This window comes from Leifsonia sp. 115AMFTsu3.1, assembly GCF_004362795.1.
GTDB lineage: Bacteria > Actinomycetota > Actinomycetes > Actinomycetales > Microbacteriaceae > Leifsonia.
Map to the genome: position 1 here is coordinate 1,575,411 of NZ_SNYB01000001.1, position 21,432 is coordinate 1,596,842.

Genomic DNA, 21,432 nt, shown 5'->3' on the forward strand with positions numbered 1-21,432 from the left:
TCGGCACGCCGCAGAATGCCGCGATCGGAGGCGGGTCGCCGGACTGAGGGGCGGAATGTCCTCCCTTTCCGGTCAGCGGGCGCGCGTGTGACGGCACCGGGTGGGACCGCACCCGGAGGACGGGGGCTTACAGTGCGGGCGGCTGCATCCGGGTCGGGATGGCGATGCGGTTCCAGATGTTGATGGTCGCGATGGCCAGCAGCACGTTCGCCAGGCCTTCCTCGCCGAACTCGTTCAGCGCCCGCTGGTACAGCTCGTCCGGCACGCCGTCTTCGTGGATGAGCGTCACGGCCTCGGTGAGCTCCAGCGCGACGCGCTCGCGGTCTGTGAACCAGGGCGACTCGCGCCAGGCGGAGACGGCGAACACCTTGCGGAGCGGCACGCCGCGTCCCTGCAGGTCGACCGAGTGCATGTCGACGCAGTAGGTGCAGCCGTTGATCTGCGAGGCGCGGAGCTTGATGAGGTCGCCGAGCGGCTCCTCGACCTTGCCGCCGACATAGCCGTCGAGGTTGATGACCTTCCGGTAGCCCTCGGGCACGATGGTGGGGAGTTGGATGCGTTCTGTCATGTCCTCCACGCTAGGAATGCGATTGGCTGCGGGTAAGATCCATTTCGATCGATTCCGATCAGGCCATTCGTCGAGGCTCGGAGGCATCCTGGACCTGCATGTCGCGATCGGCGATCGGGGCGACCGCGCCGACCGCATCTACCGCCAGCTGCGCGACGCCGTGGTGGATGGGCGGCTGCGCCGGGGTGAGCGGCTGCCGGCGACGCGCGAGCTCGCCGAGCGGCTGCAGGTCTCGCGGTCGACCGTCTCGACGGCGTACGAGCGGCTGACGGCGGAGGGCTATCTCGCCGCGCGGGTGGGCGCGGGCACATTCGTCGCCTACACCGGCGCACCACCGAGGGGACGGGGAGGCGCAGAACGGCGTCCCGCCGCCGTGGACACCCGACGCGGCGCCGCGCATCCGAACGCGACCTGGGCAGACCTCGACGACCCGCTGTGGACCGAGCCGCGCCCGATCGCCTACGACTTCAGCGTCGGCGCGCCCGATCCTGCTCTCTTCCCTCTGGAGACGTGGCGACACTACGTCACGGCAGAGCTCCGCGGCGGCTTCGCCCGCTCGACCCTGTACGCCGACCCGGCCGGAGTCGACCGGCTGCGCGAGGGGATCGCGCGACACCTCGGCCTCGCGCGCTCGGTGGACGCCGCCCCCGACGACGTGCTGGTGACCAACGGCGCCCAGCAGGCGTTCGACCTGCTCGCCCGCGTGCTGCTGACCCCGGGCGACACCGTCCTCGTCGAGGATCCCGGCTACCCGCCCGTCCGGCAGCTGTTCGAGACGACGGGCGCGCGGGTGCTGCCGGTCCCGGTGGATGAGTTCGGCCTCCGCGTCGACCTGCTGCCCCCGGCGCGGCTGCTGTACGTGACGCCGTCGCATCAATTCCCGCTCGGCGGGGTGCTCCCGCTCGAACGGCGGGTCGCCCTGCTGGAGTGGGCTGCGCGCAACGACGCGGTCGTCATCGAGGACGACTACGACAGCGAGTACCGGTTCGGCGCGCGGCCGCTCGACCCGCTTCAGCGACTGGATGCCGATGGGCGCGTCGTCTACGTCGGCACGTTCTCGAAGACGATGGCCCCGTCACTCCGGCTGGGTTTCGTGGTCGCGCCGCCGAGCCTCCTGCCCGCGCTGCGGCACGCCAAACGGCTGAGCGACTGGCACAACGACGTCGTCACGCAGCGGGCCATGGCGCGCTTCATCGACTCCGGCGGTTTCGCGCGGCACGTGCGGTCGGCGACCCGCGTCTACGAGCAGCGGCACGACGCGCTCGTCCGCGCGGCGGGGGAGCTGCTGCCGGACTTCCGGTTGGTGCCGTCGGTCGCCGGGCTGCACCTCGCGCTGCTCGCCGACGGGGCCGACGGCGACATCGATGGACGCCGGGTCGCCGAGCGGGCCGCGGTGGCCGGCGTGGCCGTGCAGCCGGTCTCCCGGTTCCGGCTCGTCGACGGACCGGACGGCCTCCTGCTCGGCTTCGGCGGCATCCCGGTCGAGCAGATCCCGGATGGCCTACGCACGCTCGCGCAGGCCGTCGAGCGCGTGCGGGCGTCGGCGCCGAGCGAAGCAATGCCATGATCGGAGGATGACCTCGGATGCGCCAGCGCCCCGCCGTCGCGGCCGGCCGGCCGACGTCGACCCTGAACGGGTGGCGCTGCTCGCCCTGCGGCACTTCGACGAGCACGGGTACGAGCAGACGACGATGGACGACATCGCCCGGCTGGCCGGGATCGGGCGGCGCACGCTGTTCCGTTACTTCCCGAGCAAGCCGGCGCTGGTGTGGGGCGGCATCGAGCCGGTGGTCGGGCGCATGCACGACGTGCTCGACGCCGCCGGGGACGACGAGCCCCTGCGGGATGTGCTGGCCCGCGCGGTGACCGATTCCCTGACGCTGAGCCCCGAAGCGGAGGAGGCCACCCGCCGGCGGATGGCGCTCATGGGGACGCATTCCGCCCTGGTCGGGTTCGGCCTGACGGCGATGGCGGCGAACCGTGGCATCCTCGTCGATTTCCTGGCCCGCCGGCTCGGGGCTGATCCGGAGGGACTGCGCGTCCAGGTGCTCGCCGACGCCATCGGGTCGGCCGACTTCTCGGCGCTCGTCTGGTGGGCGCGCCACGACGACGGACCGCCCGGCCCGGTGGTGGTGGCGGCCATGGACCAGGTGCTGCGGGGCGTCTGAGCGCATCCGGCTGTTCGCGCCGGTGCGGTCTGACTCTCGCCGTGCTGCTCGGCGGCGAGTAGCGTGAGCGCATGCCGATCGAAGACGCATTCCCGCAGGGCACGCCGGCCTGGGTCGACCTCCAGAGCCCGGACCAGCCCGCCGCCGCCACGTACTACCGGTCGCTGTTCGGATGGGAGGTGTCGGCGCCGTCGGCCGACTCCAACGGTTTCGCGCTGGCCAGCGCACGCGGCGTCCCCGTCGCCGCGCTCGGACCGCTGCCGTCGGACGACGTCCCGACGAGCTGGACGGTCTACTTCTCCGTCGACGACCTGACCGCTGCGGCGCAGGCCGTGACGGGCGCGGGAGGAACGGTGCTGCTGGAGCCTGGGGAACCGGTCGCCGGCATCCGGCTCGCCATCGTCGCCGATCCGGCCGGCGCCGTCTTCGGACTGTGGCAGCGGAAGGACCAGGGCGATCCCTGGCTGCGCGACGAGCCCGGCGCTGTGGACTGGCTGGAGCTGGTGGCCGCCGACCCCGCATCGACCTTCCCGTTCTACGAGTCGGTCCTCGGCGTCGGCATCAGCGAGATGCGCGTGGGGGAGGAACCCTACGGGCTGTTCGACGTCGGCGAGACGAGCGTGGCGGGCGCGTACCGGTCCGACGGCGCCGAGCCCGCCCACTGGCTGGTGTACTTCAATGTGGCCGACCTGGATGCGGCGATCGTGCGCGCGACGGAGCTCGGCGGGACGCTGCGCACCGAGCCGCTCTCCGCTCCCGGTGTCGGCCGGTGGGCCGAGATCGTCGACCCCCAGGGCGCCGGATTCGCGCTCCTCGAGCCGGAGCCGGAGCCGTCCTGAGCGGTGGCCGCGGGGCGGGAGCGCCCCGGATGCTCTGGTAGACTCTTCCAGTTGCCGTCTAACGGCCGCGGATCAAGAGAGCCCAGGCATCAGGCCCCGGGCACCGCGCAACGAGCAGAAAGGGGATCCCTCTATGGCGCTGGATGCAGACACCAAGAAGGCGATCATCGAAGAGTACGCAACCCACCCCGGTGACACCGGATCCCCCGAGGTCCAGGTCGCGATCCTGACCAAGCGGATCAAGGATCTCACCGAGCACCTCAAGGAGCACAAGCACGACCACCACTCGCGTCGTGGCCTGCTTCTGCTGGTCGGTCAGCGTCGCCGCCTCCTCGGCTACCTCTCGGACATCGACATCAACCGTTACCGCTCGCTGATCGAGCGCCTCGGTCTGCGTCGATAACCGCAGCCGGAAGCCGGCGTCTTCGATAGACACCGCGAACTTCTTACGGACGGGCCGTCACCTTCGGGTGGCGGCCCGTTCTGCGTTTCCCGCACGCATCACGATTTGCGCCAAATCTCGGTTATGGCGCGTCCATAACCGCGATTTGCGCCAAATCTCGGTTATGGCGCGTCTATAACCACGATTTGCGCCAAATCTCCCCATGCCCGCTGTGGTGCTTTCATGCTCTTGGCGGATCGTTTACAGCGCTGTAGCGTTAGGCGCACGTTCCGTCTCAAAGGAGAGTTGTGATCCCGCGCCGACTGTCTCTGTTCATCCTCTCCGCGATTACAGCGCTGGCCTTTTCCGCGGGAGTGATCGCGGCAGCTCCCACGCATCCAGCCGCCGCTGCGACCGTGACGTACAGCAATCCGCTGCCCCTCGACCTGGGCGGCGGGAAGCTCGCCGAGCAGTGCGCCGACCCGGACGTCATCCGGTCGGAGGACCCGTCCGATCCTGTGTGGTACCTGTACTGCACGCGCGACGTCATCGACTCGTCGCTGCGCAATCCCGACGGCTCGCTCGTCTTCTCGAGCATCCCCACCTACCGCTCCGCCGACCTCGTGCACTGGTCGTTCGTCGGCGAGGCGCTGCCCACCAAGCCCGCCTGGATCGGCGACGGCGACATGTGGGCGCCGGACGTCGCGTACGTCGGCGGCCGGTACCTGCTGTATTACACGGCGACGAACACCGTGGCGCCCGGTGGCGGCTCGGCGATCGGCGTCGCCACCAGCGCCAGTCCCGCCGGACCCTGGGTCGACTCAGGCGGACCGGTGGTGGAGCCGATGCCGTCACCCGGGAGCGCCGACCCGGCCGACCGACGCTGGGTGTTCGACCCGGAGCTGGTGACCGCGGGCGGCGAGCACTACCTGTATTTCGGGAGCTACTACGGCGGCCTGTCCGTGCGGCGGCTCTCCGCCGACGGCCTGCATTCCGACCCGGCCAGCCAGGTGCAGGTGGCCATCGGGAACCGCTACGAGGGCACGCACGTGATCGAGCACGACGGCTGGTTCTACCTGCTCGGCTCGGCGACCAACTGCTGCTCGGGGCCGCTGACGGGATACGGCGTGTTCGCGGGACGCTCGACGTCGCCCACCGGTCCGTTCGAGGACCGGACCGGCGCACTGCTGCTCGACCCGCGCGTCGGCGGCACCCCGGTGCTGCACCAGAACGGCAACCGCTGGATCGGCACGGGCCACGTCACCAGCGCGGTCGATGCGACCGGCCAGCGCTGGATGCTGTACCACGCGGTCGACCGTACCGACCCGTACGTCGCGGGCGGTGGCACCTACACCAAGCGTCCGGTGCTGATGGATGCGCTCGACTGGCAGGACGGCTGGCCGGTGGTGCGGGGCGGGGCGGGGCCGTCGGACTCGCCGCAGCCCGCTCCTGTGGTGACGGCGGGTGATCCGGCTGCGTATGCGCCGACGTTCGTCGCCCCGCTCAGCCGGGGAACGCTCCTCTCCGGGTATTCGGACGAGTTCGACGGTGCGGAGATGGACCCCGCCTGGACGTGGGAGCGCGACCCGGGCGCGGCGACGCGATCCCTCTCTGGTGGCGCGTTGCACTGGGACACCCAGGCGGCCGATCTCGGCCCCGACCCGGGAGCCGCCGGCCTTCCCCTCCGGCCGCTGCCGAGCGGTGACTACGTCGTCGAGACGCGCGTGTCGAGCACCGTGCCGAGCGAGGGATGCTGCCAGAACTACGCGCAGGGCGGCCTGGTCATCCACCAGGACGACGCGAATTTCGTGAAGCTCTCGGTCACGTCGATCTGGGAGACCCGGCAGACCGAGTTCGGCAAGCGGGAGACGGCGGAAGGTCCGGGGTATCCCACGTACGGAAACGCCGTCGGCGGCCCGGTGGCGGAGGCGACCGTTCTGCGGCTGAGCAGGACGCACACCGCGACCGAGAACGTCTACACCGCATCCACCAGCGTGGACGACGGTGCGACGTGGGACGAGGCGGGCGCCTGGACGACACCGCTGCAGGCGACGCCTCCCCGGCTCGGGCTGGTGTCGATGGCGGCGGGAGGGTTCACGACGACGTTCGACTATGTGCGGGTGTACGGGGCGGATGCGGCCACGGGTGCACCGGGTGGCGGCGGGGCTGCGACGGTCGGGGCTGGCTCGGCGACGTCGGACCCGACGGCGGAGCTCGCCGCGAGCGGGTCGACGGGGGAGCCCTGGATCGCGGGACTCGCGGCGTTGCTCGTGGCCGCGGGCGTCACTGTGCGATTCAGCGGTGCTCGGGGTCCGCTCCCGGCCGGACTTTCGCGTCGTCGCGCACGTCGATCCGGCGACGCCCCTCCGAGCCTTCGCTGACCTCGATCCGCGGGTCGGCGTCGCTCTCGTCGGCGGCGGGGGCGGTCGTCAGCTGGTCGGCGCGGTCGTCTCGGTGGCTCATGCACCGACTCTCCCGCGCTCGCCCCGCTCCGGCAAGGGGTGCCCCTCCCCGCACGATTTGCGCCAAATCATCGTTATGGCGCTCCCATAACCGAGATTTGCGCCAAATCTCCGGCGGCCTCCGCTCTCGGTGGGCGCGACGTTCGGCACGAATGTGCGCCGGGCTCAGTCGCGAGGTGACGGAGACGCGGGCGCGGAGGAAGGGACGGCAGCGCGGCGCGCCGCGACGGCCCGGTCGAACAGGGTGACCGCAACGAGGGCGGCCGCGACCAGCGCGATCCCGATCGTCACGCCGACGAGGCCGATCACCGGCGACGCAAGCGGCAGAAGCAGCACGAGTGCGATCGCGACGATCGTCTTGAGCGGCCGGATGACCACTTCCGACACCAGCGGAGCGTGCAGCACGTAGAGCATGAACAGGAACACCGCGACGGGAACGGCCATCGCGTACTCGACCGCCGTGTTCGACGCCTCCGAGTGCGCGGCGCCGGCCTGCACCGCCACCTCCAGCCCGGCCCCCAACGCCGCCAGCGACGCGAACACGAAGTAATGGCCGTACCCCCAATAGAACGACCGGTTGCGTCGCGACCGCAGTCCTTCGGCGGCCGGCTCCAGGAAATACAGCCACCACAGGGCGAACAGGAGCACCAGCCCGGCCACCGCGATCCACACCAGAGCGGCGCTGAATCCGGACTGCGCGAGCGCGTTCTGCACGCCGATCGCGGAGGCCGACACCGACTCGCCGAGGACGATGATCGTGAACAGCCCGTAGCGCTCCGCGATGTGGTGCGGATGCCAGCTCGTCATCCCGGGCCGCTCGGCCCACAGCGGCACCGCCAGTTCGAGCAGTGCGCCGAGCACGAAGGTCGCGACGGCGATCTGCGTCGGCAGGAACCCCCACGCCACCCACAGCACCTGGACCGCCGAGACGCCGACCGCATACCGGATCGCCGTCTTGCGCCCCTCCGGATACTCGATCGCCGCGCGCACCCATTGGCCGACGAGCGCGAACCGCATGATCAGGTAGCCGACGATGATCGCCGTGAAGTTCTCGTGGTCGAACGCCGCGGGGACGCCGGCCGCGAGCACCAGGACTCCGCCCATCTGCACGAGGGTCATCAGCCGGTAGGGCACGTCGTCGGTGTCGTAGGCCGAGGCGAACCAGGTGAAATTCATCCACGCCCACCAGATGGCGAAGAACACCATCAGGTAGAACGGCAGGTGCCCGAGGATGGTCCCGTTCTCGCCCGCGTGCGCCAGCTGCCCGGCGACCTGCGCGATCGCGACGACGAAGGTCAGGTCGAAGAGCAGTTCGAGCGGGCTCGACACCCTGTGGCGCTCGTCGGTGGAGCGGCCGGTCATCCGGATGCGGAACGCACTGGTCATGTGCGCCAGCATAGGAGGATGCGCCGCCGTCCCGTGCTCTCCGCCGTCACCGTCGCCTACCTGGCGGCTGTCGCGTGGATCACTCTGAACCCGGCGCCCGGGAACCCCGCGGGCAACCCGCTCCTGCGGTCGCTGCTGCGGTTCGTGTCGGCGGTTCCCGGCCTCGGCTGGGTGGACTACGCCGTGGCCGAGTTCTCCGCCAACGTGCTCATGTTCGTGCCGATGGGGCTGCTGTTCACCCTGCTGCTCGGCCGCTGGCGGTGGTGGCTCGCGGTCGCCATCGGCGTCGTCGCGACGCTGGTCATCGAGTTCTCACAGCTGTTCCTGCCCGCGCGCTTCAGCGACCCGAGCGACCTGCTCGCGAACACGCTCGGGACGCTCGTGGGCGTCGGGATCGCGTTGCTCCTTCCCACAGTCCGTGACGGTCGTAGGGTGGCCGCGTGGAGACGGTGACGAAGGAACGGGCTGACGCCCCCGACGCGTTCTTCGAGGCGGAAGCCGCCGGGCTTCGCTGGCTCGGCGAACCGGAGGCGGACGGAGGAGCGCGCGTTGTCGGCGTCGCGTCCGTTGGCCCGGGACGGATCGAGCTGGAGCGCATCCGCGAGACGCGCGCGAGCGCGGAGGCCGCCCGGGCGTTCGGGGCCGCGCTCGCGCTGACGCACGCGGCCGGGGCCGCAGCGTTCGGTGCGCCACCGGACGGCTGGGACGGGCCGCTGTTCATCGGGAAGCGCCCGCTCCCCATCGCGCACGAGTCCAGCTGGGGCCGGTTCTACGCGCGCGACCGCGTGCGGCCGTACCTGGAGATCGCGGTGGATGCCGGGAGCGTAACCACGGATCAGCTGCCGGTGATCCGTGCGGCCGTCGAGCGCGTGGAGTCGGGGGAGTTCGACGACGACGAGCCGCCCGCGCGCATCCACGGCGACCTGTGGAACGGCAACCTGCTCTGGGACGCGCGCGGCGGCGTGCTGATCGACCCGGCCGCGCACGGCGGCCACCGCGAGACCGACCTCGCGATGCTCGCGCTCTTCGGCGCACCGCACCTCGACGACATTGTCGACGGCTACGACGCCGCCCGGCCGCTGCGTGCCGGTTGGCGGGACCGCATCCCGCTGCACCAGCTGCACCCGCTCGCCGTGCACGCCGCCGGCTACGGGCCGTCCTACGGCCGGGCGCTCACCGACGCCGCGCGCGCGACGCTGGCGCTCTGAGCGGCACGCGGATCAGGAGGCGGGCGTCACCGTCAGGTCGACGGAGGCGAAGGGGAACGGGAAGATGTAGGTCGCGCTGCCGTTCCACGACTCCAGTGGGATCAGGCCGAACCACACGACGCCGATCAGCAGGCTGACCCCGGCGATCGCGGTGCCGACGAGCGCAGCGCGATCGAGGGTGCGGAGGGCGTCCGCCTCGGTGCGAGCACGCCGCAGCACGCGTCCGATCGCCACGAACACCACGAAGGCGAGTGCCGCGAACACGAACGGGCTCGGGTGGAGCTGGAGGCTGACGCAGCTCTCCGCCGCGGGTCCTGCGCCCGGGCAGAAAGCGCGGGAGCCGTTCGACAGGAAGCCGTAGCCGACGGCGACGAGTGCGGTCGCACTGATGAGCCGGCGCACCCGGATGAGGATCGTCGCTCCAGGAACGGCGGGCAGCAGCGCATCCCCCGAAAGAGTCGACGCGCCCGCCGACCGTGGTGTCTCGCCCATCGGAATCCCCCTCGTCCCGGCTCGCTGACGGCCTCCACCCATCCTGGCACGGGCTGCGACTGATAGGATGCTGGTGGTCGGCCGAGCGCCGTCCATCCAACTCAATACCGAGAAGGAACCCGGAGCAGGCTGGCAGGAGCTGGTCCTCGGTGGTGGTATCCGGATGCGGTGGCAGCGAGAGCGGCCCGCAACCGTGTATTTCTACTGATGGCCAGACGGGCTCAGCCCACGCGATCCGCATGGGATGCCGCGTACACACGACGTGTCGAACTGCCTGTTCCTGCTCCTTGAATGACAGTCGCGTCCACACGGGACAGCGACGTTAAACAAAGGAGACAGACCTCTTGGAAGGTCCTGAAATCAAATTCGCCGAAGCCGTTCTCGACAACGGCCGCTTCGGCACCCGTACCGTCCGGTTCGAGACCGGACGCCTCGCCCAGCAGGCGCAGGGCGCCGTCGCCGCGTACCTCGACGAGGAGACCATGCTTCTGAGCGCGACCAGCGCCAGCAAGCACCCGAAGGACAACTTCGACTTCTTCCCGCTGACCGTCGACGTCGAGGAGCGCTCGTACGCCGCAGGCAAGATCCCCGGCTCGTTCTTCCGGCGCGAGGGCCGCCCCTCCACCGAGGCGATCCTGGTGTGCCGCCTGATCGACCGCCCGCTGCGCCCGTCGTTCGTCGACGGCCTCCGCAACGAGGTGCAGATCGTCATCACCGTCCTGAGCATCGCTCCGGACGAGTTCTACGACGCGCTCGCCATCAACGCGGCCAGCGCATCCACGCAGATCTCCGGTCTGCCGTTCTCCGGCCCGATCGCCGGTGTGCGCCTCGCGCTCATCCCCGGCAACGGCACCCACGAGGACCAGTGGATCGCCTTCCCGAAGGCCGAGCAGCTCAAGGAGGCCGTGTTCGACCTCATCGTCGCCGGCCGCGTCCTCACCAACGAGGACGGCTCCGAGGGCGACGTCGCGATCATGATGGTCGAGGCGGAGGCCACCGAGAACAGTTGGAACCTCATCCAGGGTGGAGCGGTCAAGCCGAACGAGGAGATCGTCGCGCAGGGCCTCGAGGCGGCCAAGCCGTTCATCCGCCAGCTCGTCGGCGCGCAGAACGTCATCGCCGAGCAGGCCGCGAAGGCCATCGCCGACTACCCGGTGTTCCTGCCCTACTCGCAGGAGACCTACGACAACGTCGCCGGCCTCGCCTACGACGAGCTCGTGAACGTCTACCAGATCGCCGACAAGATCGAGCGCCAGAACGCCGACGACGCCCTCAAGGAGCGTGTCAAGGTCGCCCTCACCGAGAAGGTGGAGGCGGGAGTCCTGCCCGCGGAGACGCTGTCGCAGTTCTCGGCCGCCTACAAGTCGGTGTCGAAGGTCGTCATGCGCGGCCGCGTGCTCCGCGAGGGCATCCGCATCGACGGTCGTGGCCTCACCGACATCCGTCCGCTCGACGCCGAGGTGCAGGTCATCCCGCGCGTCCACGGCTCGGCGATCTTCCAGCGCGGCGAGACCCAGATCCTGGGCGTCACCACGCTGAACATGCTCAAGATGGAGCAGCAGATCGACTCGCTCTCGCCGGTGACGCACAAGCGCTACCTGCACCACTACAACTTCCCGCCCTACTCGACCGGTGAGACCGGCCGCGTCGGGTCGCCGAAGCGTCGCGAGATCGGGCACGGCTTCCTCGCCGAGCGCGCCCTCGTGCCGGTGCTGCCGAGCCGCGAGGAGTTCCCGTACGCGATCCGTCAGGTGTCCGAGGCCCTCGGGTCCAACGGCTCCACCTCGATGGGCTCCGTCTGCGCCTCCACCCTGTCGCTGCTGAACGCCGGTGTGCCGCTGCGCGCCCCGGTCGCCGGCATCGCCATGGGCCTGATCTCCGACGTCGTCGACGGTGAGACCCGCTACGCGGCGCTCACCGACATCCTGGGCGCGGAGGACGCGCTCGGCGACATGGACTTCAAGGTCGCCGGAACCAGCGAGTTCGTCACCGCGATCCAGCTCGACACGAAGCTCGACGGCATCCCGTCGTCGGTGCTCGCCGGCGCGCTGAAGCAGGCGAAGGACGCCCGCACCACCATCCTGAGCGTGCTCAACGCCGCCATCGACCGTCCGGATGAGATGGCCCCGACCGCGCCGCGCGTGATCTCGGTCCAGATCCCGGTCGACAAGATCGGCGAGCTGATCGGCCCGAAGGGCAAGACGATCAACGGCATCCAGGACGAGACCGGCGCCGAGATCTCCATCGAGGAGGACGGCACCGTCTACATCGGCGCCACCGACGGCCCCTCGGCCGAGGCGGCCCGCGCCCAGGTCAACGCGATCGCGAACCCCACCAACCCGGAGGTCGGCGAGCAGTTCCTCGGAACCGTCGTCAAGATCGCCGCGTTCGGCGCGTTCGTCTCGCTGCTCCCGGGCAAGGACGGCCTGCTGCACATCTCGGAGGTCCGCAAGCTCGCCGGTGGCAAGCGCGTGGAGAACGTCGAGGATGTGCTCGGGGTCGGACAGAAGGTCCTGGTCGAGATCACCAAGATCGACGACCGCGGAAAGCTGTCGCTCGCTCCGGTGATCGCGGAGGAGGCCGCAGAGGCCCCCGCCGAGACCGCCCCCGTGGAGGCTCCCGCCGAGGCGTAAGCTCTCGCACCTCACCGAAGGCCGCGTCGACTCTGTCGGCGCGGCCTTCGTGCGTCCGGCTCGGCATTCACGCCATCAGCTCCTGAGTTTTTCGGCCCGGATGCCGCGTGTCGACCCGAAAAACTCAGGAGCTGATGGAGCGGGTCAGGCGTCGCGGGTGAGGAGGGGGCGCAGGCGGTAGGGGATGAGCTCGCCCATGTCGAGGGACGTCTCGGCGCGGTCGACGCCATCCGTCGACTGGATGATGCCGGTGATGCGGAAGAGGTCCTCCGCGTCGACGCACACGACGCGCAGCAGCAGGTCGGACGGGCCGGACAGCCCGTGCGCCTGGACGATCTCGGGGATGGCGGCGAGACTCTCTACGACCGCCGCCAGCCGCTGCTGCCGCACGTGCACATTGACGAAGGCGGCCAGCGGATACCCGGCGACCCGGGCGGAGATGCGCCGCTCGAACGACAGGAACGCGCCGCTGCGCTCCAGCTCGGCGACCCGCGCCTGGACCGTGTTGCGGCTGAGGCCGAGCCGATCGGCGAGGGACACATTCGTCGATCGGGGGTCGTCCGCGAGGGCCAGAAGGATGCGGCGGTCGGTGCTGTCGAAGCTGCGCATAGTGTGAAACCTAGCAGCAGTGAGTCCGGCCGGATAGTGCATCCTGCACGGTCGACACGCCGATGGTTGTGCGCGCTGATCGCGCAGCGTAGCCTTCCACCTAATTCCGGCGAAGGGGCCGGAAGCCGGTCGTGCGCGCCACAAGCAGCGTCGGCCGGGCGCGAGAGTGAAGGTTGCGTGAACCGTGACGATCGACAATCAGCCCGCCACCCGTCGGGGCGGCTCCCACACGGACCTCGGTGCCATGGACGAGCTCCGGCTCGGCGAAGCCGGACTCGGTGATCTCGGGCTCGTCCGCCTCCTCGACTCCGACGGCGTCCGGCACGAGGACGACCGCTACGACGCCTGGGTCTCCGACATCGGAACCGACCAGCTGCTCGCGCTCTACGAGGACATGCAGGTCATCCGCCGCATCGACGCCGAGGCGACCGCACTGCAGCGTCAGGGCGAGCTCGGTCTCTGGCCGCCGCTGCTGGGTCAGGAGGCCGCCCAGATCGGCTCCGGGCGCGCGCTCCGCACCGACGACTTCGTCTTCTCCAGCTACCGCGAGCACGGCGTCGCGTACTGCCGCGGCGCCGGCCTGGTCGACCTGCTGCGCGTCTGGCGCGGCACGACCCAGAGCGGCTGGAACCCGTACGACATCAACATGGCCACCCCGCAGGTGATCATCGGCGCGCAGACCCTCCACGCGACCGGCTACGCCCTCGGCATCCAGGCCGACGGCACCGACGCCGTGGCGGTCGCCTACTTCGGCGACGGCGCCACCAGCGAAGGGGATGTGAACGAAGCGCTGATCTTCGCTGCGACCTACGCGGCCCCCGTGATCTTCTTCTGCCAGAACAACCAGTACGCGATCTCGGAGCCGGTGTCGCTGCAGGCGCAGCGACCCATCGCCGACCGCGCGCCCGGCTTCGGCGTGCCGAGCGTCCGGGTCGACGGCAACGACGTGCTGGCGGTGCTCGCGGTGACGCGCGCAGCGCTCGACCGCGCCCGCTCGGGCGGCGGCCCCACCTTCATCGAGGCGGTGACGTACCGGATGGGACCGCACACGACCGCCGACGACCCGACCCGCTACCGCGACGCGTCCGAACTCGACGCCTGGCGCGGCAAGGACCCGCTCGCCCGGGTGGAGGCGTACCTCGTCGCGCAGGGAGCCCTCACGGACGACCGCCGCGCGGCGATCACCGCGAAGGCCGACGCCGTCGCGGCAGAGATGCGCGCGGGCATCACCACGCTCGCCGACCCCGACCCCCTCACCGTCTTCGACAACGTGTACGCCGAACCGCACACCGGCCTCACACGCCAGCGGGACCACTACTCGCGCTACCTGCGCACCTTCGTGGGGAGCGACGGACGATGACCTCACTGAGCATGGCCAAGGCCATCAATGCCGGGCTCCGGCGAGCGCTGGCGGCCGACGACCACGTCGTCCTGATGGGGGAGGACATCGGCACGCTCGGCGGCGTCTTCCGCGTCACGGACGGCCTGCAGACCGAGTTCGGGCCGCGCCGGGTGATGGACTCGCCGCTCGCGGAGTCCGGGATCCTCGGCACGGCGGTCGGAATGGCGTACCGCGGGTACCGGCCGGTGGTGGAGATCCAGTTCGACGGGTTCATCTATCCGGCTTTCGACCAGATCGTGAACCAGGTCGCGCGGATGCACTACCGGACGCAGGGTGCTGTGCGCATGCCGATCGTGATCCGGGTGCCGTTCGCGGGCGGCATCGGGTCGGCCGAGCACCACTCGGACTCGCCGGAGGCGTACTTCGCGCACACCGCCGGGCTGCGAGTGGTCAGCCCGTCCGATCCGCAGGACGCGTTCACGCTCATCCAGCAGGCCATCGCGTCGGACGACCCGGTGCTGTTCTTCGAGCCGAAGCGCCGATACCACGCCAAGGGCGAGGTGGATGAGGACGCCCCGCTCGCCGACGCGCGCCCGATGGGCACAGCGCGGGTGCTGACGCAGGGCACGGACGTGACCCTGGTCACCTACGGTGGACTGGTGCAGCTCGCGCGCGACGCGGCCGTGGCCGCAGGCGACGAGGGCGTGTCGGTGGAGGTCATCGACCTGCGCTCGCTGTCGCCGCTCGACCTCGACACGGTCGTCGCGTCGGTGAAGCGCACCGGCCGTCTCGTGGTGACGCACGAGGCGGCGCTGTCGGGAGGGCTGGCCGCCGAGATCTCGGCGTCGATCACCGAGCGGTGCTTCTACCACCTGGAGCACGCGCCGGTGCGTGTGACCGGGCACGACATCCCGTACCCGCCGGCACGCCTGGAGTCGGCGCACCTGCCGGACCTGGACCGCATCCTGGACGGCATCGACCGCGCCATGGACCGCCCGAACTCGCTGAGCGGGGTGGAGGACTGATGGCCGTCCGCGAGTTCGCGCTGCCCGACCTCGGCGAGGGACTGACCGAGTCGGAGCTGGTCGCCTGGAAGGTCGCCGTCGGCGACACCGTGCAGCTCAACCAGATCATCGCCGAGGTCGAGACGGCCAAGGCGCTCGTCGAGCTGCCCGCGCCGTACGACGGGCGCGTCTCCCGCCTGTTCGTCGAGCCGGGGGTCACGGTGGCCGTCGGCGAGCCGCTCGTGGCGTTCGAGGTGGATGCGGGCGAGTCGGAGGGGGACGCGCCGGCGGCTCCTGCTGCTCCCGCGTCGGAGACGGGTCCGTCGGCGTCGGCGGACGGCCGCGAGCCGACGCTGGTCGGCTATGGCGCGCGGCCGGAGTCGGGTGCGCGCCCGGCGCGGAGGGCACGGCCGGGGTTGGCCGTGGCCGGAAGTGCGGCGGCGGGTGTTGGTTCGGTCGCGACGGCCCAGGTGGCCCAGACGGCCGTGACGGCCCAGACGGCCGTGACGAGTGTGGCTGCGCCTGCCTCAGCTGCCTCGCCGGCCCCGAACGCGGGCGCGACGGCGACCGCGTTGGCCGAGCGTCCGCGCGCGACCCCACCGGTGCGCAAATTCGCGCGCGAGCTCGGTGTCGACCTGGCGTCGGTGGCCGGCTCGGGTGACCGCGGGCTGATCACGCGTGGGGATGTGCAGCAGTACGTAGAACAGCGGGGGAGCGGCTCCGCGACAGCGGCCGGCGCGGCCACGGTGGTTGCGGGAGCGCGCGAGAAGCGCATCCCGATCCGGGGCGTCCGCAAGGCGACCGCCGACGCGATGGTCCGGAGCGCGTTCGGTGCGCCGCAGGCGACCGTGTTCCTGGCGATCGACGTGACGCCGACGATGGAGCTGATCTCGCGACTGCGCGCGCTGCCCGAGCTGGCCGAGGCGCGGCCGGGGCTGCTGGCCGTCGTCGCCAAGGCGCTGCTGCTTGCGGTGCGGCGAACACCGGAGGTCAACTCCCGGTGGGACGACGCCGCGAACGAGATCGTGCAGGCGGAGTACGTGCATCTCGGCATCGCGGCGGCGACGCCGCGCGGGCTGATGGTGCCGGTGATCCGAGACGCGGACGGCATGACGCTCGGCGGCCTCTCCGGCGCGATCCGCAGCCTCGCCGAGATCGCGCGGGCGGGTCGGACCGCCCCGGCGGACCTCAGCGGCGGCACGATCACGATCACCAACGTCGGCGTGTTCGGCGTGGATGCGGGGACGCCCATCCTGACGCCCGGAGAGGCGGCGATCCTCGCCGTGGGCGCGGTGCGTCGTCAGCCGTGGGAGCACGACGGCGGCATCGCGCTCCGCCAGGTGCTCACTCTCGCGCTGACGTTCGACCACCGGATCGTCGACGGCGAGCAGGCCTCCCGCTTCCTCGCCGACATCGGCCGCATCCTCGCCGATCCCGCCTCCGTCCTCACCCTCGTCTAGCCCCCCCGTCGAGTCCGCAAACTTTGCACGCGAAACGCCGCGCGAGCGTGCAAAGTTTGCGGACTCGACGGTGGGGGGAAGGGGGAGGGGGAGCGGGGGCTAGGCGTGGAGGGCGGCGTTGAGCTCCACGCCGGTGCCGTTGCGGCGGAGGACCTCCACGGCTCCCGTGAGGGAGTTGCGGCGGAAGAGGAGGCCGGGCTGGCCGGACAGCTCGGCGGCCTTCACCGTGCGGGGGCGGCCGTCGGCGGTCGGCGCCTCGCCGACCAGCACGACCTTGGTTCCTGCGGTCACGTAGAGACCGGCCTCGATGACCGAGTCGTCGCCGATCGAGATGCCGATGCCGGAGTTCGCGCCGAGCAGGGCCCGCTCGCCGATCGAGACGCGGTGCGTTCCGCCGCCGGACAGCGTCCCCATGATGGATGCGCCGCCGCCGATGTCCGAGCCGTCGCCCACGACGACGCCCTGCGAGATGCGGCCTTCGACCATCGAGGTGCCGAGTGTGCCGGAGTTGAAGTTGACGAATCCCTCGTGCATCACGGTCGTGCCGGGTGCCAGGTGCGCGCCGAGGCGCACCCGGGACGCGTCGGCGATGCGCACGCGCTCCGGCGTCACGTAGTCGAGCAGCCGTGGGAACTTGTCGATGCCCGAGACCTGGATGCCGGCGCGCTGCAGGCGCGGACGCAACCGGTCGAGGTCGGCCGGGTTCACCGGTCCGGCGTTCGTCCACGCGACGGTGGGCAGGTGCGCGAACACGCCGTCCAGGTTGAGGCCGTTGGGCTGCACCAGCAGGTGCGACAACAGGTGCAGGCGCAGGTACGCGTCGGGCGTGGAGGCGGGAGGCGCATCCAGCTCGATCTCGACCGTCACGATGTCGACGCGCACGGCGCGGCGCGGGTCGTCGCCGGCCAGCTCCTCGAGCTCGGCCGGGGCGATCCAGCGGTCGCGGCCTGCCGGCAGCCTGCCGAGTTGGGGCTCGGGGAACCAGGTGTCGAGTACGGTTCCATCGGCGGACACCGTCGCGAGCCCGTAGCCCCAGGCGGAACGGACGTCGGTGGAACGGACGTCGGTGGAGCGGGGCGCGGCGGAATTTTCAGGCACGGCAGAGGGCATGCCCCTAGGTTAGTAGGGTGCAGATCAGCAGTGTTCCCCTCGACCTGACCGCCTCGTCCATCGACCTCACACGCCAGCTGTGCGACATCGAGTCCGTCTCCGGCGGGGAGGGCACCCTCGCCGACGCGATGGAGGCCGCGCTGACCGGCCTGCCGCACCTGGAGGTCATCCGCGACGGCGACGCGATCGTCGCGCGCACCAACCTGGGCCGCGGCCGGCGCGCGCTGATCGCCGGGCACATCGACACCGTCCCGCTCAACAACAACCTGCCGACGCGGTTCGAGGAGCACGACGGCATCCGCTATCTGTGGGGCCGCGGAACCGTGGATATGAAGGCCGGCGTCGCCGTGCAGCTGAAGCTGGCCGCCGAGCTGACCGATCCCTCCGTCGACGTCACGTGGATGTGGTACGACCATGAGGAGGTCAACGCCGAGCTGAACGGCCTCGGCCGCCTCGCCCGCAACCGGCCCGACCTCTTCGTCGGCGACTTCGGCATCCTCGGCGAGCCGAGCAACGGCGTCGTGGAGGGCGGCTGCAACGGCAACCTCCGCGTCGAAGTGCGCACCTACGGCCTGCGTGCCCACTCTGCCCGCGGCTGGGTCGGCGACAACGCCATCCACAAGGCCGCGCCCATCCTGGACATCCTCGCGGGCTACCAGGCGCGTGAGGTCGAGGTCGACGGGCTCGTCTATAAGGAGGGCCTCAATGCGGTCGGCATCTCCGGGGGAGTGGCCGGCAACATCATCCCGGACGAGTGCATGGTCCACATCAACTACCGCTTCGCTCCGTCGCGCTCGTCGCACGAGGCCATCGAGCACATGCACGAGCTGTTCGGCGACTACGAGATCACGGTCGTCGACCGTGCAGACGGCGCCCGCCCGGGATTGGATGCGCCCCTCGCGCAGGAGTTCGTCGCCGCGGTCGGCGGTGTGGCGAAGCCGAAGTACGGGTGGACGGACGTCGCCCGGTTCAGCGCCATGGGCATCCCCGCGGTCAATTACGGTCCCGGCGACCCGCTGAAGGCGCACGCCGACGACGAGCGCGTCGACGTCGAGCAGATCGTCGCGGTCGAGGAGGGGCTGCGTGCCTGGCTCACCGGCGCCGGCGCGCGCTGACTCCACGGCGCTGCCGGATGCGGCGGGCGGCCGGGCGGTCGCCCGCGGCCCGTGGTGGACGCTGTGGTGGGTGCGGGTCCTCCTGATCTATCTGGGGGCGCGCGCGGTCACGACCGTGATCCTCCTGAGCTTCGCCGCCGCGGAGGGCGCGAACGCCTGGACGAGCGCGTCGCCCGACTACTTCTCGTTCGCGAACCTGTGGGACGGGCGCTGGTACGAGATCGTCGCCGGCTCCGGCTATCCCGCCGGCCTTCCGACGACCGACGGTGTGCATGTCGCCGAGAACGCGTGGGCGTTCCTCCCCGGCTACCCGGGGCTCGTGGATGCGGTCATGTTCCTGACCCGGCTTCCCTGGCCGATGGCCGCGGTGCTGGTGTCGTTCGCGGCGGGCGCCGGGGCGGCCCTGGTGTTCCATCAGCTGATGCGGCGCGTGGGCCTGGGCGCCTCGACCAGCCTGTTCGCGGTCGTCCTGTTCTGCGTCGCGCCCGTCTCGCCCCTGTTCCAGGTGGCGTACGCCGAGTCGCTGTACGTCCTGTTGCTCGTGACCGCGCTGCTGCTGCTTGTCGAGCGGCGATACGCCTGGCTGTTCCCTGTCGTCCTGGCGATGGCGTTCACGCGCCCGTCGGGGCTCGCGTTCGCCCTCGCCCTCGTGCTGCACGTCGGATACCGGTGGATGCGGCGGCGCGACGACCCGTTCCCGGTGAGCGAGCGCGTGCTCAGCGTCTCGCTCGCCGTCTTCAGCGGCCTCGCGGGACTCGCCTGGCCGGCGATCGCCGCGATCGGGACGGGCTCGCTCACGGCCTACACCGACACGGAGCTGGCCTGGCGGTCGGCGTACATCGGGTACACGCACCTGGTGCCGTTCACGCCCTGGTTCCAGGGGGCCGACTGGTGGGCGAGCGCGATGCTCGGCATCCCCGGCTGGGTGGGCATGGTCGCGCTGGTCGTCATCGTGGCGCTGTTCGGCATCCTGCTGTTCTCCCCGGCAGTGCGGAGGCTCGGCGTCGACCTGCGGTTCTGGGTGGCCGCGTACTCGCTCTACCTGCTCGCCGTGTTCTTCCCGCAGTCGAGCACGTTCCGGCTGCTGATGCCGCTGTTCCCCCTGCTCGGCGCGCTCGCCCTGCCGCGGAGCCGCGTCTACCGCGTGGCGATCGTCGCCCTGTTCATCGCCCTGCAAGTGGGCTGGGTCGCCGTCTGCTGGTTCATCAACGGATACGACTGGTCACCTCCGTGATCCCTCCGATTTCCGCACGTCGGCAACGATGTCGGATAATAGAAGGACATCCACGAAAGGGGAGCTGCATGGCGGCCATGAAGCCGAGGACCGGGGACGGGCCGATGGAGGCTGTGAAGGAGGGACGGCTCATCATCGTGCGTGTGCCGCTCGAGGGTGGGGGACGACTGGTGGTCTCCGTCAACGACGCGGAAGCCAAAGAGCTCCACGACGCGCTTGCCAGCGTCGTGACCTCCGCCTGACCATACGCTGTACCGAGAAGGGCCCCGATCGAATCGATCGGGGCCCTTCTCGCATTGTTGGCCCGTGGGCCGGTCGCCTACGGCGCGAGCTTGGTGATCTGCAGCAGCCCCTCGCCGGCCGGCGACAGGGCGCTGATGACCGCGCCGGACGCGGACGTCTCGGTGATGAGCGTGCGGAAGCCGGTCGCGACCTCGTCACGCGCCGCCGGGTCGGCGACACGTCCGCGCCAGAGCGCGCGGGCGACGAGCACCGTTCCGCCCGGGCGCACCAGGCGCAGCCCGTGCTCGACGTACTCGATGACGGACTGCGGGTCGGCGTCGATGAAGACGATGTCGTACGAGTTCTCGTTCATGCGCGGCAGCACCTCGAGCGCACGACCCGGGATGAGCCGCACGCGGTTCGACGGCAGCCCCGCCTCGGTGAAGAACGCGCGGGCGTGCTGCTGGTACTCGACCTCCACGTCGATGGAGGTGAGCTGTGCGTCCGTGCCGCCGGTGAGGAGCCACAGGCCCGAGACACCGACGCCGGTTCCGATCTCCACGACGTTCTCAGCGCGCGTCGCCGCCACGACGACGGCCGCCTGGGCGCCGGTCGCGGGCGAGATGGGGTCGATGCCCAGTTCGAGCGACTGCTGCCGTGCCCGGGCGATCACATCGCTCTCGACGACGATGTCGTCGGCGAATCTCCAGTTCGAGTCCTTGTCTGACACTGCACTCCCGTCGATCGGCCTCGGGCGCGGGCCTCTTCACAGGATACGGCGGGCTCATGCGGCATCCGTGCAGGCATCGCCGCGATACCCTGGAAACGTGTTCGGGCTGACCTTCGACAAGCTGCTGATCGTGGCGGTGATCGCCGCGTTCGTCATCGGCCCGGAGCGCCTGCCCGCGTACGCCGCGAAGCTCGGTCAGCTGGTGCGGTCGTTGCGCGACTTCGCCAACGGCGCGAAGGACCGGATGCGGGATGAGATGGGCCCCGAGTTCGACGAGGTCGACTGGAAGAAGCTCGACCCCCGCCAGTACGATCCGCGCCGCATCATCCGCGAAGCACTGCTCGAGGACGGCCCGGAGGCCGCCGGCGCGATCAAGCCGGTGACGCAGTCCGCGTACGCGCAGCGGAAGCTGCCGCTGACGGCCGGGGCGATCCCGCCGTACGACACCGAGTCCACCTGACGCGGCGC

General features: G+C 70.8%; 21 protein-coding genes. 15 read left to right on the forward strand and 6 right to left on the reverse strand.

Features of this window, described 5'->3' with window-relative positions; translation table 11 throughout:
• Nucleotides 1-127: 127 nt before the first annotated feature.
• On the reverse strand, nucleotides 128-568 hold the full coding sequence (locus tag AXZ95_RS07660) for a carboxymuconolactone decarboxylase family protein (protein WP_020075156.1): 441 nt from the start codon (nucleotides 566-568) through the stop codon (nucleotides 128-130).
• A 22-nt stretch (nucleotides 569-590) separates the two neighbouring features.
• On the opposite strand from AXZ95_RS07660, the gene AXZ95_RS07665 reads away from it, so the two are divergent.
• The 5 genes from AXZ95_RS07665 (at nucleotide 591) to AXZ95_RS07685 (ending at nucleotide 6,338) form a co-directional block, all read left to right on the forward strand.
• Nucleotides 591-2,135: a PLP-dependent aminotransferase family protein gene (locus AXZ95_RS07665; protein ID WP_018190443.1), complete on the forward strand. Its 1,545-nt coding sequence runs from the start codon at nucleotides 591-593 to the stop codon at nucleotides 2,133-2,135.
• 7 nt (nucleotides 2,136-2,142) lie between these two features.
• Nucleotides 2,143-2,736: a TetR family transcriptional regulator gene (locus tag AXZ95_RS07670; protein WP_026307125.1), complete on the forward strand. Its 594-nt coding sequence runs from the start codon at nucleotides 2,143-2,145 to the stop codon at nucleotides 2,734-2,736.
• A 71-nt stretch (nucleotides 2,737-2,807) separates the two neighbouring features.
• The gene (locus tag AXZ95_RS07675) at nucleotides 2,808-3,575 is read left to right on the forward strand and encodes a VOC family protein (RefSeq protein WP_018190445.1); all 768 of its coding nucleotides are present in this window, start codon (nucleotides 2,808-2,810) and stop codon (nucleotides 3,573-3,575) included.
• A 133-nt stretch (nucleotides 3,576-3,708) separates the two neighbouring features.
• The gene (rpsO, locus tag AXZ95_RS07680; RefSeq protein WP_018190446.1) at nucleotides 3,709-3,978 is read left to right on the forward strand and encodes a 30S ribosomal protein S15; all 270 of its coding nucleotides are present in this window, start codon (nucleotides 3,709-3,711) and stop codon (nucleotides 3,976-3,978) included.
• Between the two features lie 395 nt (nucleotides 3,979-4,373).
• Nucleotides 4,374-6,338, forward strand: a complete 1,965-nt coding sequence (locus AXZ95_RS07685; RefSeq protein WP_243737913.1) for a family 43 glycosylhydrolase — start codon at nucleotides 4,374-4,376, stop codon at nucleotides 6,336-6,338.
• Nucleotides 6,339-6,584: 246 nt separating this feature from the next.
• On the opposite strand, the gene AXZ95_RS07690 is transcribed toward AXZ95_RS07685, so the two are convergent.
• Entirely contained in the window at nucleotides 6,585-7,805 is a 1,221-nt protein-coding gene (locus tag AXZ95_RS07690; RefSeq protein WP_231374380.1) for a low temperature requirement protein A, read from the reverse strand.
• A gap of 18 nt (nucleotides 7,806-7,823) precedes the next feature.
• Between AXZ95_RS07690 and AXZ95_RS07695 the strand changes: the two genes are divergently transcribed.
• Both AXZ95_RS07695 and AXZ95_RS07700 read left to right on the forward strand, forming a co-directional pair.
• A complete protein-coding gene (locus AXZ95_RS07695) occupies nucleotides 7,824-8,258 on the forward strand; it encodes a VanZ family protein (protein WP_043742074.1) in 435 nt (144 codons plus the stop codon).
• Nucleotides 8,255-9,013: a fructosamine kinase family protein gene (locus AXZ95_RS07700; protein ID WP_018190450.1), complete on the forward strand. Its 759-nt coding sequence runs from the start codon at nucleotides 8,255-8,257 to the stop codon at nucleotides 9,011-9,013. The genes AXZ95_RS07695 and AXZ95_RS07700 overlap by 4 nt, the downstream gene beginning before the upstream one ends.
• 12 nt (nucleotides 9,014-9,025) lie before the next feature.
• Here the strand turns inward: AXZ95_RS07700 and AXZ95_RS07705 are convergent, their stop codons facing one another.
• Complete coding sequence (locus AXZ95_RS07705) at nucleotides 9,026-9,505, reverse strand: hypothetical protein (protein ID WP_018190451.1); 480 nt, start codon at nucleotides 9,503-9,505, stop codon at nucleotides 9,026-9,028.
• A gap of 344 nt (nucleotides 9,506-9,849) precedes the next feature.
• Here AXZ95_RS07705 and AXZ95_RS07710 point away from each other — a divergent pair, with 344 nt between their 5' ends.
• The gene (locus AXZ95_RS07710) at nucleotides 9,850-12,138 is read left to right on the forward strand and encodes a polyribonucleotide nucleotidyltransferase (RefSeq protein WP_018190452.1); all 2,289 of its coding nucleotides are present in this window, start codon (nucleotides 9,850-9,852) and stop codon (nucleotides 12,136-12,138) included.
• A gap of 144 nt (nucleotides 12,139-12,282) precedes the next feature.
• Here AXZ95_RS07710 and AXZ95_RS07715 read toward each other — a convergent pair whose 3' ends face one another.
• Complete coding sequence (locus AXZ95_RS07715) at nucleotides 12,283-12,747, reverse strand: Lrp/AsnC family transcriptional regulator (protein WP_018190453.1); 465 nt, start codon at nucleotides 12,745-12,747, stop codon at nucleotides 12,283-12,285.
• A gap of 184 nt (nucleotides 12,748-12,931) precedes the next feature.
• On the opposite strand from AXZ95_RS07715, the gene pdhA reads away from it, so the two are divergent.
• From pdhA to AXZ95_RS07730, 3 genes are read left to right on the forward strand one after another with little or no spacing between them, the layout of a single operon-like run.
• Nucleotides 12,932-14,107, forward strand: a complete 1,176-nt coding sequence (pdhA, locus tag AXZ95_RS07720) for a pyruvate dehydrogenase (acetyl-transferring) E1 component subunit alpha (RefSeq protein WP_018190454.1) — start codon at nucleotides 12,932-12,934, stop codon at nucleotides 14,105-14,107.
• A complete protein-coding gene (locus AXZ95_RS07725) occupies nucleotides 14,104-15,114 on the forward strand; it encodes an alpha-ketoacid dehydrogenase subunit beta (RefSeq protein WP_026307126.1) in 1,011 nt (336 codons plus the stop codon). The genes pdhA and AXZ95_RS07725 overlap by 4 nt, the downstream gene beginning before the upstream one ends.
• Nucleotides 15,114-16,553, forward strand: a complete 1,440-nt coding sequence (locus AXZ95_RS07730) for a dihydrolipoamide acetyltransferase family protein (protein WP_018190456.1) — start codon at nucleotides 15,114-15,116, stop codon at nucleotides 16,551-16,553. Before AXZ95_RS07725 ends, AXZ95_RS07730 begins: the two co-directional genes overlap by 1 nt.
• A gap of 99 nt (nucleotides 16,554-16,652) precedes the next feature.
• On the opposite strand, the gene dapD is transcribed toward AXZ95_RS07730, so the two are convergent.
• Nucleotides 16,653-17,663 carry a 2,3,4,5-tetrahydropyridine-2,6-dicarboxylate N-succinyltransferase gene (gene dapD, locus AXZ95_RS07735; RefSeq protein WP_018190457.1) on the reverse strand — a complete coding sequence of 337 codons (1,011 nt, stop codon included), beginning with the start codon at nucleotides 17,661-17,663 and terminating at the stop codon, nucleotides 16,653-16,655.
• A gap of 17 nt (nucleotides 17,664-17,680) precedes the next feature.
• On the opposite strand from dapD, the gene dapE reads away from it, so the two are divergent.
• The 3 genes from dapE (at nucleotide 17,681) to AXZ95_RS07750 (ending at nucleotide 20,254) form a co-directional block, all read left to right on the forward strand.
• Nucleotides 17,681-18,778, forward strand: a complete 1,098-nt coding sequence (gene dapE, locus AXZ95_RS07740; RefSeq protein ID WP_018190458.1) for a succinyl-diaminopimelate desuccinylase — start codon at nucleotides 17,681-17,683, stop codon at nucleotides 18,776-18,778.
• On the forward strand, nucleotides 18,747-20,012 hold the full coding sequence (locus tag AXZ95_RS07745) for a hypothetical protein (RefSeq protein WP_018190459.1): 1,266 nt from the start codon (nucleotides 18,747-18,749) through the stop codon (nucleotides 20,010-20,012). The genes dapE and AXZ95_RS07745 overlap by 32 nt, the downstream gene beginning before the upstream one ends.
• 68 nt (nucleotides 20,013-20,080) lie before the next feature.
• Entirely contained in the window at nucleotides 20,081-20,254 is a 174-nt protein-coding gene (locus AXZ95_RS07750; protein WP_018190460.1) for a DUF3117 domain-containing protein, read from the forward strand.
• A gap of 77 nt (nucleotides 20,255-20,331) precedes the next feature.
• On the opposite strand, the gene AXZ95_RS07755 is transcribed toward AXZ95_RS07750, so the two are convergent.
• Nucleotides 20,332-20,964: a class I SAM-dependent methyltransferase gene (locus AXZ95_RS07755; RefSeq protein ID WP_018190461.1), complete on the reverse strand. Its 633-nt coding sequence runs from the start codon at nucleotides 20,962-20,964 to the stop codon at nucleotides 20,332-20,334.
• Between the two features lie 97 nt (nucleotides 20,965-21,061).
• Between AXZ95_RS07755 and AXZ95_RS07760 the strand changes: the two genes are divergently transcribed.
• Nucleotides 21,062-21,424, forward strand: a complete 363-nt coding sequence (locus tag AXZ95_RS07760; RefSeq protein WP_018190462.1) for a twin-arginine translocase TatA/TatE family subunit — start codon at nucleotides 21,062-21,064, stop codon at nucleotides 21,422-21,424.
• The last annotated feature ends 8 nt before the right edge of the window (nucleotides 21,425-21,432 follow it).